Here is a 17304-nt window from a genome sequence, read left to right as displayed (position 1 = left end):
CAATGCCGGAGCGCTGCCCAATGCGTGGATCACTACTTGCTGCCCTGCTTCATCTTCGCTTCGATCTTCGCGTCCACATCCTTGCGAATCTGATCGATGCTGAAGCTGGCCGGGCGCTGGCTCGGCGGGTAGTCGACGAAGGTCTGGAGGAACTTCGCCGCCTTCTGCGTGCCCTGGAACAGCAGGTAGTCGTTCTTGGTCAGCCAGTCGTAGTACTGGTCCGATACCACGTCCGCCCGCTCGTAGGGGTCCATGCGCAGGTTGAACAGCTTGGGCACCCGCAGGCAGGTGAACGGCTCGCTCCAGACCTTCAGCCCGCCCGGTGCACGCTGTTCGCACCAGACGATCTTCCAGTCGTCGAAGCGCATGCCCACCAGCTCGGCATCGTCGTTGAAGTAGTAGAACTCCTTGCGCGCCCCCTTGTCGGTCTTGCCGGTCAGGTAGTCGAGCTGGTTGTAGCCGTCCAGGTGCACCTTGAAGTTCTTGCCACCGATATCGGCGCCCTTGAGCAGGCGGTCCTTGATGTCGGTGTCACCGATGGCGGCCAGCAGCGTCGGGAACCAGTCCAGCCCGGAGAACATCTGGGTGGAAACGCTGCCCGGCTTGACGTGGTTCGGCCAGCGGATCATCGCTGGCACACGGTAGGCGCCTTCCCAGTTGGAGTTCTTCTCGTTGCGGAACGGGGTCGTCGCCGCGTCCGGCCAGGACCACTGGTTCGGGCCGTTGTCGGTGGTGTAGATGACGATGGTGTTGTCGGCGATCTTCAGGTCATCCACCGCCTTGAGCAGTTTGCCGACGTCGCCGTCGTGCTCGATCATGCCATCGGCGTAATCGTTGCCTGCCATGCCGCTCTGGCCCTTCATCGAATCACGCACGTGGGTGAAGGCATGCATGCGCGTGGTATTCATCCAGACGAAGAACGGCTTGTCCGCCTTCACCTGCTTGTCCATGAAGTTGATCGCAGCCTGGGTGGTGTCATCGTCGATGGTTTCCATGCGCTTGCTGTTCAGCGCACCGGTATCCTCGATCTTGCCGTCGGCAGTAGCCTTGAGTACGCCACGGGGCGTCGCGGCCTTGGTGAAGGCCTCGTCATCCTTGGGCCAGTACGGGCGCTCGGGCTCTTCCTCGGCGTTGAGGTGGTAGAGGTTGCCGAAGAACTCGTCGAAGCCGTGCTTGGTCGGCAGGTATTCGTCGCGGTCGCCCAGGTGGTTCTTGCCGAACTGGCCGGTGGCATAGCCGTGGGCCTTGAGCGCCTGGGCGATGGTGACATCGCGGTCCTGCAGCCCCACCGGCACCCCCGGCATGCCAACCTTCGACAGCCCGGTACGCAGGATCGTCTGCCCGGTGATGAAAGTCGAACGCCCCGCGGTGCAGCTGTTCTCCGCATAGTAGTCGGTGAACATCATGCCTTCCTTGGCGATGCGATCGATGTTCGGCGTCTGGTAGCCGACCACGCCGAACGAATAGGCGCTGATATTGGTCTGGCCGATATCGTCGCCGAAGATCACCAGGATGTTCGGCTTGTCAGCAGCGCTGGCGACCGTACACCCCACTATCGCGGTCGCCGCGAGGGCGAACTGCGATAACCATCTTCCCGTGCGCTTCATTGTTGTCTCTCCATTCCAGTTACTCATCGTTTGCCACGACTGCGTCACTGGAGATACCGACTGCTCGACTGGAGATCCCCATGCCCCTGCGGTTTCACTTGTTGGTCTTACTGATCAAACGGGTAGATCCGCTTCCACTCCTTTGCCATGTCCACTACGACCCAGTCCTTGCTCTTCGCCTCATCGAGCGCCTTGTCCAGGCGCCCGACCTTGCTCTCCCGGTCATAGGCCCACTCCCGCCGGGCATCGGTGTGGTGCACCAGGCCGGCAAAGCGCAGCCCCTCGCCGGCGGTCGTCCACTGCAGCATCTGCAGGTCGCCGTCGGAGTTGCCGAAGGCCAGGATCGGCCGGCGGCCGATGATGCTGTCGATGCTCTCCGGCTTGCCGGGGCCGTCGTCGTTGTGCACCAGTTTGGGCAGGCGCTGGATCGACAGCTTGCCGTCGCGGTCCTCGAAGCGGCTGCCCAGGGTGGTGCCGATCACCTGCTCCGGCGCAATGCCATAGACCTCTTCGGCGAAGGCGCGCATGAACGCCACTTCGCCACCGGAGACGATGTAGGTCTTGAAGCCCTTGGCCCGCAGGTAGCCCAGCAGTTCCAGCATCGGCTGGAACACCATCTCGGTGTAGGGCCGGTGGCTGCGCGGGTGCTTGGCACTGGCGAGCCAGCGGCGGGCATTGGCGATGAAATCTTCGGTGCTCATGCCCGAATGGGTGGCGGCGACTATCTCCAGGATGCCGTTCATGCCGCTGGCGGCGAGGGTCTTCTGGTCGCCCTCGAGCACCGCCTTGAACGGCTGCTTCTGCTTCCACTCCGGATGCTGCGGCGCCTGCCGCTTCACCTCGTCCAGGGCGAAGAGCACCTGGAAGTACATCGGCTGCTCGCTCCACAGCGTACCGTCGTTATCGAACACGGCGATGCGCTCGGCCGGCGGCACGAAGTCCTTGCCGCCCTCGTGGGTCACGGCCTCGACGAATTCGATGATCGCCTGCCGCGAGGGTCCTTCGTTCCACGATGGCAACTCGTCCGCTGCCTGAACCAGCAGCGGCAGGCAGAGCAGCAGGAGCATCCAGCGGGCAATCGGTCGCGCAAGGTACGAAGGCATGTCACATCCCTGGATCACGGATTCAAAGGTTTGAGGGCATGGGCCGGCAGGCTCGCCGGCTTGCCGCGGCCCATCTCCCGGTGGATTTCCGGCAACGCCTGTATCAGTTGGGCGGGAGCGCTACGCACCTGCGCATCGGCCCGGCCGTAACGGGCCCTGAGAAACGCTAGCAAAGAATTGCCGGGTTTGACGGAACCATCAGGCACTGCCGTGCTTAATTCACGACCTCCGGTTGTCCGCCGCAGCCACAGGTACAGCGCACCGAGCTGCGGCGGGTCGCCCTTGAGCTGGGGGCGAACCTGGCGCCAGGCGTAGCCAGGCGACTCGCGCCATGCCTGGCGGCGGCGTTCGATGGCATTCATCACGCCGGTACGCAACGGCGCGCCCCACGCATGCGCGGCGTAACCCGCGCCCACCAGAACCGCCAGTAACACGGCCAGCAGCAACCAGTGACGGGCGATACGCAATTGGGCATGGCGCCCCAGCTCGCGCAGGTCATCGCTGATGGAGAAAGGCGCCTTGTAGACGGCCGCAGCCTGGGCCGACAGCTCCAGCGCAGGGACCGAAACAGTACGTTGTTCCCCGCTGTCCGCCGCCCACCAGTGCAACTCGATGGGCGGCAGCTGGAAATCGCCGGCCTGGCTGACCACGTAGGTGGCCGCATCCATGCGCTCACCGCCGCTGCTGCCGCCACGCCCATCGCTCAAGGCCTGCACCGTCGGGGGCTGCATGTAGCGGCGCAGCCCCTTCACCTCGGCGAAGTCCGGCGCGGGAATCAGCATGGCCTGGGCGTTTTCGGCGGTGATGTGCAGGCTGCGGGTCACGCTGTCGCCCACCCGCAGTGGCTCGTGGGAAGCCTTGAGCTGCTGGGCCATCAGCACCTGGCTGGCGACCAGGCGCTGACCGCCTTCGGCAGCAACGCCCGCGGGGGCCTTGGCGGTGAAGTGCAGCGGCTGGCTGGTGATCTTCAGCGGACCGCTGCCCTGCCCTGGCTGCACCTGGATATCCAGCGCAGGCAGCGTGAACTCCCCGGCATTCTGCGGGGTGATTTGGTAGCCGTAGCGCAGGCCGAAGAACGGTTTCCCGGCGATCTTCTCGTTGAGGTGGGCAGCCTCGCTGCTCGGCTCGGAGACCACTGCTCCGGCGACCTTCAGCGCGGGCAGTTGCGGCGGCTGGGCGAACCAGGTGTCCACCAGCAGATCGACCTGCAACGTGAGCGTCCCACCGACCAGCACCGAATCGCCCGGCAGCAGCTGGGTACGGACCTTCACCTCCGGCTCGGCGGCCAGCCCCAGCAAAGGCCAGCACAGCAACAGGCAGAGCAGCGCGCGCCTCATGATCCCGCCCCCGTCGCCGCATCCTGCAGCAGGAACTTGCGGCGCAGGAACTGTGCCGGCGAGGTGCTCAGGTTGTTCAGCCACTGCTCGTCCGAGTCGGCCTTGGCGCGTGCGCGGGGCACGCTCTTGCCCTTGCCGGCGGTATTGTCGAAGACCTCCTGGTCGGGCTTCTCGTCGGGCGGGCCGGCTTCCTGCTGGTCTTCGCGGTCCTTCTGCAGGGCCAGCGCCAGGGCGAGGTTGGCGGTGGCGGCTGGAAAGTCCGCCTGGCGCTGCAGGGCCTGACGATAAGCGTCGATGGCCTGATCGAACTTCGACAGGCGCACATAGGTATTGCCCAGGTAGAAGTACGCCTCGGACGAATCCAGCCGGGCGAAACTGCTCAGGGCCAGCGGGTAGTCTGCGGCGCGATACGCGGCCAGCCCCTTCCAGAATGGATCACGGAAATGCGCAGCCGCCTGCGGATAATGGCCGTGCTCGAAAGCCCAGCGCCCCTGCTGGTCCGCCGTAAAAAAGGCATCGGCCAGCGCGCCGGCACGCGCCGGTTCCGGGGCACCACTCAGCCCGACGGCGAGCAACAGTGCGCTCATCCAGTGCACCTTCCAGCCCTTGCGTACACTCACCAGCGCCAGCAGCAGCAACGGCCAGCACAGCCAATAACCGGCATCCTTCCAATGCAGCTGCTGCTCGTCACCCTGGGCGGCCTGGAAGTGTTGCTGGGCGTGCAGTTCGATCCAGTCCAGGTCGTCATCTCCCAGGGTCAGGCTTCCCAGCGGCGCATCCGCCGCCTCCGCGAGGCCCTTCAAGGCGTCCGAGTCGAAGCTGGCCAACAAGGGGCGGCCGGCGGCGTCCTGCTGGCCACCGTCGAGCAAGCCGCCATCCTGGCTGCCCACCGCCAGCACCAGCACTTGCAGATCACTGCCGCGCAGGGCTTTGTCGATGGCGTCGAACTGCTGCTGGTCGGCGCCATCGGTCAGCAATACCAGGGTACCCGGCGACTGCTCGGCCGCCAGCAGGCGCTTGGCGATCTCGATGGCACCCAGCGTGTCCTTGCCGCTGCGCTGGATAAGGCCGGGAGACAGCGCCTGCAGGAAGCTGTCGAGCAAGCCGCCATCGTCGGTGGCGGGCAGCACCAGGTGTGCGCTGCCGGCATAGGCGATAAGCGCCGTCGGGCTGCCCGGCCGCCGCACGATGAGGTCGTGGAGCTTGTGCTTCACCGCCTCGATGCGTGACGGCGGAACATCGCTGGCGGCCATGGAGGGCGACAGGTCCACCGCCAGGATCAGCGGCGCACGGTTCTCCAGAAAGGCCGGGCGGTCCTGCTCCCAGGTCGGCCCGGCCGCCGCCACGCCGCCCAGCACCAGCACGGCGCCGAGCAGCTGTACCGGGCGCACACGCTGGCGTTCGGTGGGCGTGATCACCAGGTGCGCCAGCAGATGGGGTGCAATGATGCCGTCGAGGCGGCGGGCCAGATCGTGACGCCGGCTCCACAGCAGCGGCAGCAGCACTCCCGGCAGCAGGAGCAGCAACCACCACGGCCGCAGGAAATGAAAGGCACTGAGGTCGATGTCCATCAGCCCTCCACTTCCCGGTTGGCGCGCGAATCGCCTGGCACGGCCAATCGTCCGGCGATGGCCGCCAACAGGTGCGACAGCACCAGCAACACCAACGCAGCACTGAGCGGTACCCAGAACAGGTCGCGCTTGGGCTGATGGCTGAGGGTCTTCACCTGGTGCGGCGTGATCTGGTCCAGCGTCGCGTAGACGGCCTTCAACGCCTCGCGGTCGCCGGCTCGGAAGTAGCGCCCGCCGGTGCTGTGGGCGATATCCTGCAACGTCTTCAGGTCCACCTTCGACTCGCCGCTGGCCGCGGGGTCGCCAATGCCGATGGTGTGCACCACCACACCGCGCTCATGGGCCATGGCCGCCGCGTGGCTGGGCGTGATGGCGCTGGCGGTGTCGTTGCCGTCGGTGAGCAGGATCAGCACCTTTTCCTGCTCCGGCGCGTCCTTGAGCAGCTTGAGCGTCAGGCCGATGGCATCGCCCAGGGCGGTGTTCGGCCCCGCCATGCCGATGCCGACTTCGTCCAGCAACATCAGCAGGCTGGCGTGGTCCAGCGTCGGCGGCGCCTGGGCGAAGGCGCCGGTACCGAAGACGATCAGGCCGATACGGTCATCCTTGCGCTCGCCGATGAAGTCGCGCACCACGCCCTTGACGATGCTCAGGCGGTCCACCCGCTGGCCACCGGCATCGAGGTAATCGTTGGTCTCCATGGACTGCGAGATATCGATGGCCAGCATCAGGTCGCGGATCGGCCGCACCCGCTCGATGGGTTTCTCCACCAATACCGGACGCGCGCACGCCACCAGCACCATCCCCCACACCAGCAGGTTCAGCGGGAGTTGCCAGCGCCCGCCGGCGGCTCCGCCGCGGCTGGGCTCCTGCCCCACGGCGCGGCTCATGGCGGCGAAGAACGGCACCCGCAAGGCGCTGCGCGATTCCCGGTAGGCCGGCAGGTAGCGCCAGGCGAGCCAGGGCAACGGTAGCAGGAGCAGCAACCAGGGCAGATCAAACTGCCACATGGTGCACCTCGATCCATTCCCGGCAGACCGCCAGCAGGGCCTGCGCCTCCTGCTCACCCAGTGCCTGGACGCGCTCATCCGGCGCATAGGCCAGCATGGCCAGCCGCTGATCCAGATCGGCCGGCAGCTGCGCCGGGCTGCGGCCTTGCAGATAGCTGCGCCAGGCGCGGCCACCCAGCGCCGCCGTGGCTTCGCCACCGGGCCTCGACAACGCCACACGCTTGAGCAGCGAAGGCAGCTGGCGCAGCGCGGCAAGACGACGCTGTGGGTCCGCCAGGGCCTCGCCCAGATCATCCAGGAGCAGCAGCGCCTCGCGCCGATAGCGGTCGCGCCGCCATCGCCGGTAGCGCCATAGCGCCCACACGGCCAGGGCCGCCACGAGCAGCAGGGCAAGTACCGCCCAGGCCCAGGTCTGCGGCCAGTAGCTGACCAGCGTCGGTGGCGGCGGCAGTTCCTGGAGCTGGTCGATGCGCGGAGTGCTCATCGGGCCAGGCGCCCCAGCTCGCCGCGCAGTTGCTCCAGGCTGTCGCGGCCGCTGCTGAACATCATCAAGGGCACCTGGCTGCGGCGCAGCAGGGTCGCCACGTCCTTCAGGCGGCCGGATAGGAACTCGCCCAGCGGCCGGTGCACCTGCCGCCGGCCAACCTCCAGTTCCACCTGCAGCTCGCCCTGGGTCACGGTCACGCGGCCGCGGTCCGGCAGGCGCAGGGCAAGCGGATCGAATACCTGCAAGGCCAGCACGTCGTTATGCGAGCTCAGCTGCCGCAACAGCTGCAGCGTCTGGTCGGTCACGCCGGCAAAGTCGCTGATGATCACCACCAGGCTGTCGTGCCCCGCTACCCCCAGGCATTGGCGCAGCGCCCGGTCGAGCTGGCCGGGTGCATCGTCGTCGCTGCGGGTGGCTTGCAGTGCATGGTTGTGCCGCACGACGGCCGCGCACAGCGCCTCGACTCTGGCCCGGCTGCGCAAGGGGCGGATGTACTCGATCTGGCGGTCGCCGAACACCAGGCCACCGACCCGGTCACCCGCCTGCAGGGCCATCCAGGCGCCAAGTGCGGCAATCTCCGCGGCGGTCACGGACTTGAAGCTGCGCTTGGAGCCGAAATACATGCTCATGCGCTGGTCCACCAGCAGCAGCGTGGGACGGTCGCGCTCCTCGGTATAGCTGCGCACGAAGGGCTTGCCGTAACGCAGCGAGGCACGCCAGTCCAGATGACGCAGGTCGTCGCCAGGGTTGTACTGGCGCAGCTCGTCAAAGCTCAGCCCCCGGCCGCGCAGGCGCGCCGCGTGGCTGCCGGAAAGGATGCTGGACAACGGTTGCCGCGACAGGAAGCTCAGGCCGCGCACGCGATGTTCCAGCAGCATCAGTTGCTGCAGCGAGGCGTAGACGAAACCATCGGCGACCGGCTGCTGATCCGCCATCGACGCCCTCCTCCTCAGGCAGGAATCGCAACTTTGTCGAGCAGCCGGTCGATCACCTGATCGGCACCGACGCCATCGGCCACCGCGTCATAGGACAGCAGCAGGCGATGGCGCAGAACGGGATGCACGACAGCGCGTACATCGTCGGGCGTGACGTAATCATTGCCGGCCATCCAGGCGTGGGCGCGGGAAACGCGGTCCAGGCTGATGCCGCCGCGCGGGCTGGCGCCGACCTTCAACCAGCGGGCCAGGTCGGCGTCATAGTCGGCGGGTCGGCGGGTGGCATGGATGAGGTCGATCAGGTAGCGGTCGATGGCGTCCGAGACATGCACGTCGCCCACTTCCCGGCGCGCCGCGAACACGGCGTCCTGGGCAAGCGGCGTGATCTCCGGCGGCTCGGTGCCGGACTGCTGGCTGCGCTCCTCGGCGCGCACCAGCTGCAAGACGCGGGACTCGTCTTCGACCTTGGGATAGTCGATCAGCAGCTTCATCAGGAAGCGGTCCATCTGCGCTTCGGGCAACGGGTACGTGCCTTCCTGCTCGATGGGGTTCTGCGTCGCCAGCACCATGAACAGGCCAGGCATCCGATGCGTTTGTCCGGCGACGGTGATCTGGCGCTCTTCCATGGCTTCGAGCAACGCCGCCTGCACCTTGGCCGGCGCGCGGTTGATCTCGTCGGCGAGGATGACATTGCCGAACAGCGGCCCCGGCTGGAACCTGAGCTGGTTGCCCTGCTCGGTCTGCTGGAGGATCTCGGCACCGGTGATGTCCGACGGCAACAGGTCGGGGGTGAACTGCACGCGGCTCATGCGCGCATCGAGGTGCTTCGACAGCGCCTTGACGGTGCGGGTCTTGGCCAGGCCGGGCAGGCTTTCCAGCAGGACGTGACCGTTGGCCAGCAGGCCCAGCAGGATGTGGCGGACGGTTTCTTCCTGGCCGAGCACCTGCGCCGACACGGCGGCTTCCAGGCCAGCAATCTGCTCACGCGTGGACACGGGGATGATCCTTGTACCGTGGGTTCGGGTTCCTTGCCGATGGCGTGCTGGAGCTGCCCTCCAGCCACACTGCCGTGCCACGGCCTGCTGGATAACAGTAGCCCACCGGTAATACTTCGCTATGGAAGCGGGTTGCCATGATGCGGGCAGGCAAAACCAGGGAGGCTGGCGGCGGCGTGCTCTGCAGCCTTGGCTTCTGCCATCGCCACTTCGAGCATGCACCGCAATGCTGGCGGGCCTCGTGCAGCAGAGCTGGGGAACGGTCACCGCTCCTGGTAGTGCATGATTTTCCCCAGCTGGCGATTTCCTACAATCGGCACTACGTCGGCTTTTTTCATTTCACGCCCGAGAGATTCATCCTGGCTCACGCACTCCCCGGCAGAGCTGAGCAAGCGGTTTGCATCTGAAGGGGGATGCGGTGGGCATTAATTTCACTAAGAATTTAAAGTCGGCTTGCACATCGCATTTGGCTATCTAGGCTGATTTCACGGTCCCCCACTCAATGGGGAATCAGCAGTCGACTCCAGACAGCATTCGGAGCATTGAGCCACCACAGACCTGAATCTGGGGCGGTGGCTAACGATATGCACCCGGAGCGCCAGATGAACGCGGATCACCTACGAACCAAGCCTGCTTCTGTTTATCTGCTATCGACCGTTTTCCTGGCTTGCCTGAGCAGCCCTGCGCTGGCGGGCGGCATCCTGATCTACGAGGCCGGGCAGGAAGGCAACGGCCTTGCCAACGCCGGCTCCGCTGCGCTGACCACCGACCCGAGCGTGCTGATGAGCAACCCGGCCGGCATCGCCGAACTCAAGGGCACGCAGATCAGCGCCAACGCCCAGGTGATCCTCGGCGACATCCGCTTCTCCCGTGACAGCGACAACCAGTTCGATGGCAACGAAGGCGGCAACGCCCTGCAATGGCTGCCGGGCTCCAGCCTGTTCATCAGCCACCAGATCGACGACCGCTCCGCCATCGGTTTCGGCATGTACGGCAACTTCGGCCTGGCGCTCGATTACGACGACGACTGGGCCGGCCGCTACTTCACGCAGGAGGCGGCAGTGATCGGCGTGTCCTTCCAGCCGACCCTGGCGCACAAGTTCACCGATGACCTCACCGTGGGCATCGGTCCGCGCTTCGTCTACGGCTACTACCGCACCGAGATGGCCATCAACAACAACCTGCTCGGGCTGGCGGACCGGCCGGACGGCCAGCTGGAATACAAGGACACCGACGTCGGCACCGGGGTCAACCTGGGCCTGCTCTACCACGTGAGCGACCGTACGCAGATCGGCCTCGCCTACACCAGCAAGGTCAAGCTGGAGTTCAAGGACAGCCCGGATGTACGCAAGGTCAGCAACCCGATCATCAATGCCGCCCTGAATCGCCTGGATGTCGACTCCCTGGAACTGGACATGAACATCCCGCAGACGGCGACCCTGAGCATCGCCCACCAGCTCGACCCGCAATGGAAGCTGCTGGGCAGCCTGGGCTGGCAGGACTGGAGCGACTTCGGCCAGATCGGCGTGGAAGTCGACGCCAACGCCGGCGGCGTCGACCGCACCGTCGACCGTCAGTACAAGGACACCTGGCACGCCTCCGTCGGCGCGCAGTATCAGGCCAACCCACGCCTGCGCTGGAGCATGGGCCTGGGCTACGACAGCTCGGCGGTGGACGACAAGGACCGCACCGTCGACAACCCCATGGGCGAGGCCTGGCGCCTGGCGACTGGCGTGAACTACGAGTTGGAGGAAGGCCTCGACCTGCACCTCGCCTACACCCTGGTGTGGCTCGGCGACATGGACGACGAGCAGACCAAGCCCCGCTCTGGTGAAACCCTATCCGGCACCTATCGCAATGCGGCCCTGCACATTCTTGGCGGCGGTGCGACCTGGCGATTCTGACCACTCACGCCAAACGAAGCATTCACGCGACGAAGAACGCGATCCAACCCCTGCTGTACCTACAAGGAGCGACTCGATGCACACCAAACTCCTGGCCCTGTGCCTGGCTTCCATCACGCTCGCCGGCTGCGCAAGCAAGTACGTCGAGCCCGAGAACTACTCCGGCTTCCTCAAGGACTACAAGGTCCTCAAGGAAGAGAAGTCCCCTTCCGGTGCGCCGGTGATGCGCTGGATCAAACCCGGTATCGACGTCAGCCAGTTCACCAGCGTGTACGTCGAGCCGAGCCAGCTCTATCCACAACCACAAGCCAGCGAGAAGATTCCGCAGAGCACCCTGGATGGCATCACCAAGTACTATGATCAGGCCCTGCAGACGCAATTTTCCAAGGCCCTGCCGCTGGCCAGCGGCCCCGGCCCGGGCGTGCTGATCGTGCGTCCGGCGATCACCGCCGTCAGCGCCTCGACCAAGGGGCTGCAGCCCTATGAGGTCATCCCCATCGCCCTGATCGCTGCCGGCGTCAGCACCGCTACCGGCATCCGCGACCAGGACACCAGCATCGCCACCGAAGCCGCCTTCCTCGATGGCAGCAACGGCACGGTGGTCGCCCAGGTGGTCCGCAAGGGCGCCGGCACCGAGCTGGAAAACTCCTCCCAGGTCATGACCGCCAACGACGCCAAGGCCCTGCTCGATGGCTGGGCGCGGGACATGGTCAAGTCCTACGAGCAGTTGAAGCACAAATAGTACCCGACGAGTCCACGAAGGACGCCGCCAAGCATCTGCTGGAGCAATGAAAAAGGCCGCCTTGTGGGCGGCCTTTTTCATTGGTGGCTCAGTACGGCGGGATCAGGCCATCGCTTCCTGGGGTTTGCCCAGCAGACGGTCGATCACCACCATCACGGCCAACATGGCGACCGAGGGGATCAGCCAGGCGAGGCCCTGCTCGGCCAACGGCAGATGCTCCATCCAGGACGGCATCCAGGCGTCGAGCTTGGCGCCCTTGAGCGCGTCGATGATGCCAAATGCGAAGGAAATCACCATCACCGGAGCGACGATGCGGGTCTGCGAGCGCCACAGGCTGGCGCAGAAGCTCAGCGCTACCAGCACGATGCACGGCGGGTAGATGGCGGTCAGCACCGGGATGGAGAACTGGATGAGCTTGGTCAGCCCCAGGTTCGACACCAGCAGCGAGAAGCCCGCCAGGATGATCACCAGGCTGCGGTACGACAGCGGCAGGATGCGGCAGAAGTACTCGGCGCAGGCGCAGGTCAGGCCTACGGCGGTGACCAGGCACGCCAGCGCGATCAGCACGGCGAGGAAGGTGCTGCCCAGCGAGCCGAAGGTGTGCTGCACATAGGCGTGCAGGACGGCTGCGCCGTTGGCGGCACCGGCGGCGATGTCGTGGCTGCCAGCGCCCAGACGGAACAGGCTGATGTACACCAGCGCCAGGCCAACCCCGGCGATCAGCCCGGCGATGATGGCATAGCGGGTGATCAGCCGCGGCGACTGCACGCCACGGGAACGGATGGCGTTGACGATGACGATACCGAAGACCAGCGCACCCAGGGTATCCATGGTCAGGTAGCCATTGACGAAACCCTGGGAGAACGCCGCGGCCTGGTAGGCCGGCTCAGCAACGCCGATGGGGCCCGCCGGCAGCATGAAGGCGGCGATGCCCAGGGCGGCCAGGGCGATGATCTTCAGCGGCGCGAGGAAGCGGCCGACGGTATCCAGCAGCTTGCCCGGATACAGCGAGATCACCAGCACGATCAGGAAGTACACCAGACTGTAGAGGAACAGCGGCAGAGCGCCCTCCCCGGTCAGCGGCGCCAGGCCGACTTCGAAGGAGACCGTGGCGGTACGCGGGGTGGCGAACAGCGGTCCGACCGACAGGTAGCAGACAGCCGCCAGCAACCCACCGGCGACTTTGCCGATCGGGTGGCTCAGGGTATCCATCGCACCGCCGACCTTGGCCAGCGCGACCACGGTGATTACCGGCAGGCCGACCGCGGTGATGAGGAAACCCAGCGCGGCCATCCAAACGTGCGGCCCCGACTGCAGGCCCACGATCGGCGGGAAGATGATGTTGCCCGCACCGACGAACAGCGCGAAGGTCATAAAACCCAATGCCAGGATGTCCTGGCCTTTCAAGACGTTCATGAAGGGAAATACCACAGTGCTTTAGCGGGTTTGTGGTCTCCCAAGGCACGCACACCGTACGGACGTGACAAAGCCGCATCGAACGGGACTGGCCGACTCACTCGGGGCGAGCCTGCGCATCCTGTGATGCTGCTGTCATCGGTACGGAGAGTTGTTCTTGGAAGTCCGATAGCAGAGGTTTTCCATGGGCTCGTGGCCCGTTTGCTCCTGCATTCTGGTTATCCCGCCATCCTTGACGGTCAGGAATCGCCATCGCTTCCGGGTAGGAATTGACGGTGAGCGAGCCTTCCCTTGTGGGGAACGCGACGCTTCATATAGTTGCTAGCCTAACGATCTATTCCGATGAGCTGCACTGACATACGTCAGATCGTCCGCGCAATGATCGGCGATGTCGCTTGAACGACACTTTTCAGACGAGGCGGAAACGACAGAGGCCACCCGAAGGTGGCCTCTGTTGACGAACGGTTAAATAAGCGAGGCGCTTACTTGACCGGCCAGCCGGTCAGCTCGGCCAGGGCCTTGCCGATGTCGGCCAGGGAACGCACGGTTTTCACACCAGCGTCCTGCAGGGCGGCGAACTTCTCGTCCGCAGTGCCCTTGCCGCCGGAGATGATGGCGCCGGCGTGGCCCATGCGCTTGCCGGGCGGTGCGGTGACACCAGCGATGTAGGACACCACCGGCTTGGTCACGTTGGCCTTGATGTAGGCAGCCGCTTCTTCTTCAGCCGAACCACCGATCTCGCCGATCATGACGATAGCTTCGGTTTTCGGGTCTTCCTGGAACAGCTTCAGGATGTCGATGAAGTTGGAGCCCGGGATCGGGTCGCCACCGATGCCCACGCAGGTGGACTGGCCGAAGCCGGCGTCGGTGGTCTGCTTCACGGCTTCGTAGGTCAGGGTGCCGGAACGCGACACGATGCCTACCTTGCCCGGCAGGTGGATGTGACCCGGCATGATGCCGATCTTGCACTCGCCGGGAGTGATCACGCCCGGGCAGTTCGGGCCGATCAGGCGTACGCCCAGCTCGTCGCACTTGACCTTGGCTTCCAGCATGTCAATGGTCGGGATGCCTTCGGTGATGCAGACGATCAGCTTGATACCGCCGAAGGCCGCTTCCAGGATCGAGTCCTTGCAGAACGGAGCCGGAACGTAGATGACCGAAGCGTCGGCGCCGGTAGCTTCCACGGCTTCCTTGACGGTGTTGAACACCGGCAGGCCCAGGTGGGTGGTGCCGCCCTTGCCGGGGGTCACGCCGCCAACCATCTTGGTGCCGTAGGCGATGGCTTGTTCGGAGTGGAAGGTACCCTGCGAGCCGGTGAAGCCCTGGCAGATGACTTTGGTGTCTTTATTGATCAGGACGCTCATTACTTACCCTCCGCGGCCTTGACGACTTGCTGGGCAGCGTCGGTCAGGCTGGTCGCCGCGATGATGTTCAGACCGCTTTCGGCCAGGACCTTGGCGCCGAGGTCGGCGTTGTTGCCTTCCAGACGAACGACAACCGGGATTTTCACGCCGACTTCTTTCACGGCGCCGATGATGCCTTCGGCAATCATGTCGCAGCGAACGATGCCGCCGAAGATGTTCACCAGAACGGCAGCGACGTTGCTGTCGGACAGGATGATCTTGAACGCTTCGGTCACGCGCTCTTTGGTGGCACCGCCGCCAACGTCGAGGAAGTTGGCCGGCTTGCCGCCGTGCAGGTTGACGATGTCCATGGTGCCCATGGCCAGGCCAGCGCCGTTGACCATGCAGCCGATGTTGCCTTCCAGCGCGACGTAGTTCAGTTCCCACTTCTGCGCATGGGCTTCACGAGCGTCGTCCTGGGACGGGTCGTGCATGGCGCGCAGCTTGGGCTGACGGTACATGGCGTTGGAGTCGATGTTGATCTTGGCGTCCAGGCAGTGCAGGTTGCCGTCTTTCTTGATCACCAGCGGGTTCACTTCCAGCAGCGCCAGGTCGTAGTCCTGGAACAGCTTGGCCAGGCCGACGAAGATGTGGGTGAACTGCTTGATCTGGTCGCCTTTCAGGCCCAGCTGGAAGGCCAGCTCGCGGCCCTGGTAGGGCTGTGCGCCAACCAGCGGATCGATGGTGGCCTTGAGGATCTTCTCAGGGGTTTCGTGCGCCACTTTCTCGATGTCCACGCCACCTTCGGTGGAGGCCATGAAGACGATGCGACGGCTGGAACGGTCGACAACGGCGCCGAGGTACAGCTCCTTGTCGATGTCGGTGCAGGACTCCACCAGGATCTTGCTGACCGGCTGGCCATTGGCGTCAGTCTGGTAAGTCACCAGACGCTTGCCCAGCCAGTTGGCGGCGAACGCCTTGGCGTCCTCTTTGCTCTTGACCAGCTTCACACCGCCCGCTTTACCGCGGCCACCGGCGTGTACCTGGGCTTTAACGACCCACTCGGTACCACCGATTTTTTCACAGGCTTCTGCGGCCTCTTCGGGTGTGTCGACGGCGAAGCCCTTGGATACGGGCAGGCCGTACTCAGCGAACAGCTGCTTACCCTGATATTCGTGGAGATTCATGCTTGTCTACCGTTTTCGTCTTGGGTATTGCGCATTCGGCGCGGCGCTCGTGGCGCCACGCCACCTGTGACCGAGTCCCCCTCGGGGGAGAAACGATCCGGCGGGTCGGGGGCAGCCCCTCGCAAAAGACTGCCGCCCTCCCCGCCGTGGTCCCGTTCCTTAGCGCTTCTTGCGGTTGGCGATGTGGATGGCGTGGCCATTCACTGCCAGTGCCGCTTCGTGCAGCGCTTCGGACAGAGTCGGGTGGGAGAAGACCATCATGCCCAGGTCTTCGGCGCTGGTGCCGAATTCCATGCCGATCGCGCCTTGCTGTACCAGCTCGGCGGCGCTCGGGCCGATCACGTGGACGCCCAGTACGCGGTCGGTCTTGGCATCGGCGATGACCTTGACCAGGCCGGTGGTGTCGTTGGCAGCCATGGCACGGCCGCTGGCGGCGAACGGGAAGGTACCGACGTTGACTTCAACGCCTTCGCCTTTCAGTTGCTGCTCGGTCTTGCCGACCCATGCAATTTCCGGGTGGGTGTAGATCACCGACGGAATCAGGTCGTAGTTCATCTGGGCCTTGTGACCGGCGATGCGCTCGGCAACCATAACGCCTTCTTCCGAGGCCTTGTGCGCCAGCATGGCGCCGCGGACCACGTCACCGATGGCGTAGACGCCCGGAACGCTGGTCTTGCAGTGGTCGTCGACGTAGATGAAGCCACGCTCGTCCAGGGTCACGCCGCTGTCCGCGGCCAGCAGGTCGGTGGTCACCGGGCGACGGCCCACGGCCACGATCAGCTTGTCGAAGGTTTCCTTCTGCTCGCCGTTGGCGTCGGTGAAGGTCACGGTGACCTGCTTCTTCTTCACGTCCGAACCGGTGACGCGAGCGCCCAGGCGGATGTTCAGGCCTTGCTTGGTCAGGACCTTCAGGGCTTCCTTGGCGATCTGCTCGTCGGCAGCCGGCAGGAACTTGTCCAGGGCTTCCAGTACGGTGACTTCAGCGCCCAGGCGAGCCCAGACCGAACCCAGTTCCAGGCCGATGACGCCAGCGCCGATCACGCCGAGCTTCTTGGGTACGCTCTGGAATTCCAGGGCGCCGGTGGAGTCGACGATCACGTCTTCGGTCAGCGGGGCCGGCGGGATTTCAACCGGCTTGGAGCCCGAGGCGATGATGATGTTGTCGGCTTCCAGAACCTGGGTCTTGCCGTCCAGGCCGGTCACTTCGACCTGCTTGTTGGCCAGGACCTTGCCGTGGCCTTCGAAGGAAGTCACGCCGTTGGCCTTGAACAGGGTGGCGATGCCGCCGGTCAGGTTCTTCACGATGGTGGCCTTGCGGGCAACCATCGCCGGAACGTCCATCTTCACGCCGCCGGTGGAGATGCCGTGGACCTCGAAGCCCTCTTTGGCTTCCTTGTACTTCCAGGAGCTGTCCAGCAGTGCCTTGGACGGAATGCAGCCTACGTTCAGGCAGGTACCGCCGAGGGCAACCTTGCCCTCTTTACCGATGTACTTCTCGATGCAAGCGGTCTTCAGGCCGAGTTGGGCGGCACGGATGGCGGCTACGTAGCCGCCGGGGCCGGCACCAATCACAACCACGTCGAATTTCTGGCTCATGTCTCAATCCTTATTCCGGTGAAGCGGACGGCCCCTCGCGGGGCCGTCGTGTAGTACGGGGCCGTCGTGTGAAC

14 protein-coding genes are annotated in these 17304 nt (G+C 65.0%); 2 read left to right on the top strand and 12 right to left on the bottom strand.

Features of this window, described 5'->3' with window-relative positions; translation table 11 throughout:
• Positions 1-32: 32 nt before the first annotated feature.
• The 8 genes from LDJ84_RS12960 to LDJ84_RS12925 all read right to left on the bottom strand — a co-directional run bounded on the left by LDJ84_RS12960 (position 33) and on the right by LDJ84_RS12925 (position 9042).
• Positions 33-1607, bottom strand: a complete 1575-nt coding sequence (locus LDJ84_RS12960) for an arylsulfatase (RefSeq protein ID WP_226046425.1) — start codon at positions 1605-1607, stop codon at positions 33-35.
• 107 nt (positions 1608-1714) lie between these two features.
• Positions 1715-2710 (bottom strand): HAD family hydrolase, encoded by a 996-nt coding sequence (locus LDJ84_RS12955; protein WP_226046424.1) that lies wholly within the window; start codon positions 2708-2710, stop codon positions 1715-1717.
• A gap of 14 nt (positions 2711-2724) precedes the next feature.
• Positions 2725-4047: a BatD family protein gene (locus LDJ84_RS12950; RefSeq protein ID WP_226046423.1), complete on the bottom strand. Its 1323-nt coding sequence runs from the start codon at positions 4045-4047 to the stop codon at positions 2725-2727.
• Positions 4044-5618, bottom strand: coding sequence for a VWA domain-containing protein (locus LDJ84_RS12945; protein WP_226046422.1), 1575 nt, complete (start codon positions 5616-5618; stop codon positions 4044-4046). Before LDJ84_RS12945 ends, LDJ84_RS12950 begins: the two co-directional genes overlap by 4 nt.
• Positions 5618-6625 (bottom strand): VWA domain-containing protein, encoded by a 1008-nt coding sequence (locus LDJ84_RS12940; protein ID WP_226046421.1) that lies wholly within the window; start codon positions 6623-6625, stop codon positions 5618-5620. Before LDJ84_RS12940 ends, LDJ84_RS12945 begins: the two co-directional genes overlap by 1 nt.
• Entirely contained in the window at positions 6612-7109 is a 498-nt protein-coding gene (locus LDJ84_RS12935; protein WP_226046420.1) for a DUF4381 domain-containing protein, read from the bottom strand. Before LDJ84_RS12935 ends, LDJ84_RS12940 begins: the two co-directional genes overlap by 14 nt.
• Entirely contained in the window at positions 7106-8047 is a 942-nt protein-coding gene (locus LDJ84_RS12930; protein WP_170859875.1) for a DUF58 domain-containing protein, read from the bottom strand. The genes LDJ84_RS12935 and LDJ84_RS12930 overlap by 4 nt, the downstream gene beginning before the upstream one ends.
• 14 nt (positions 8048-8061) lie before the next feature.
• A complete protein-coding gene (locus tag LDJ84_RS12925; RefSeq protein ID WP_226046419.1) occupies positions 8062-9042 on the bottom strand; it encodes an AAA family ATPase in 981 nt (326 codons plus the stop codon).
• Positions 9043-9644: 602 nt separating this feature from the next.
• Here LDJ84_RS12925 and LDJ84_RS12920 point away from each other — a divergent pair.
• Both LDJ84_RS12920 and LDJ84_RS12915 read left to right on the top strand, forming a co-directional pair.
• Positions 9645-10946 carry an OmpP1/FadL family transporter gene (locus LDJ84_RS12920; protein ID WP_226046418.1) on the top strand — a complete coding sequence of 434 codons (1302 nt, stop codon included), beginning with the start codon at positions 9645-9647 and terminating at the stop codon, positions 10944-10946.
• A 76-nt stretch (positions 10947-11022) separates the two neighbouring features.
• A complete protein-coding gene (locus LDJ84_RS12915) occupies positions 11023-11688 on the top strand; it encodes a DUF3313 domain-containing protein (RefSeq protein WP_065084752.1) in 666 nt (221 codons plus the stop codon).
• A gap of 102 nt (positions 11689-11790) precedes the next feature.
• Here LDJ84_RS12915 and brnQ read toward each other — a convergent pair whose 3' ends face one another.
• The 4 genes from brnQ to lpdA all read right to left on the bottom strand — a co-directional run bounded on the left by brnQ (position 11791) and on the right by lpdA (position 17230).
• Positions 11791-13104 carry a branched-chain amino acid transport system II carrier protein gene (gene brnQ, locus LDJ84_RS12910; RefSeq protein WP_169887781.1) on the bottom strand — a complete coding sequence of 438 codons (1314 nt, stop codon included), beginning with the start codon at positions 13102-13104 and terminating at the stop codon, positions 11791-11793.
• 482 nt (positions 13105-13586) lie between these two features.
• On the bottom strand, positions 13587-14468 hold the full coding sequence (sucD, locus tag LDJ84_RS12905) for a succinate--CoA ligase subunit alpha (protein WP_038803160.1): 882 nt from the start codon (positions 14466-14468) through the stop codon (positions 13587-13589).
• Positions 14468-15634: an ADP-forming succinate--CoA ligase subunit beta gene (gene sucC / locus LDJ84_RS12900; RefSeq protein ID WP_015477516.1), complete on the bottom strand. Its 1167-nt coding sequence runs from the start codon at positions 15632-15634 to the stop codon at positions 14468-14470. Before sucC ends, sucD begins: the two co-directional genes overlap by 1 nt.
• A 159-nt stretch (positions 15635-15793) precedes the next feature.
• The gene (gene lpdA / locus LDJ84_RS12895; RefSeq protein ID WP_065084750.1) at positions 15794-17230 is read right to left on the bottom strand and encodes a dihydrolipoyl dehydrogenase; all 1437 of its coding nucleotides are present in this window, start codon (positions 17228-17230) and stop codon (positions 15794-15796) included.
• Between the last annotated feature and the right edge of the window lie 74 nt (positions 17231-17304).

Source organism: Pseudomonas sp. HS-18 (genome assembly GCF_020401845.1).
GTDB classification, from domain to species: domain Bacteria; phylum Pseudomonadota; class Gammaproteobacteria; order Pseudomonadales; family Pseudomonadaceae; genus Pseudomonas; species Pseudomonas nitroreducens.
This window is presented reverse-complemented; position numbering and strand designations above follow the sequence as displayed.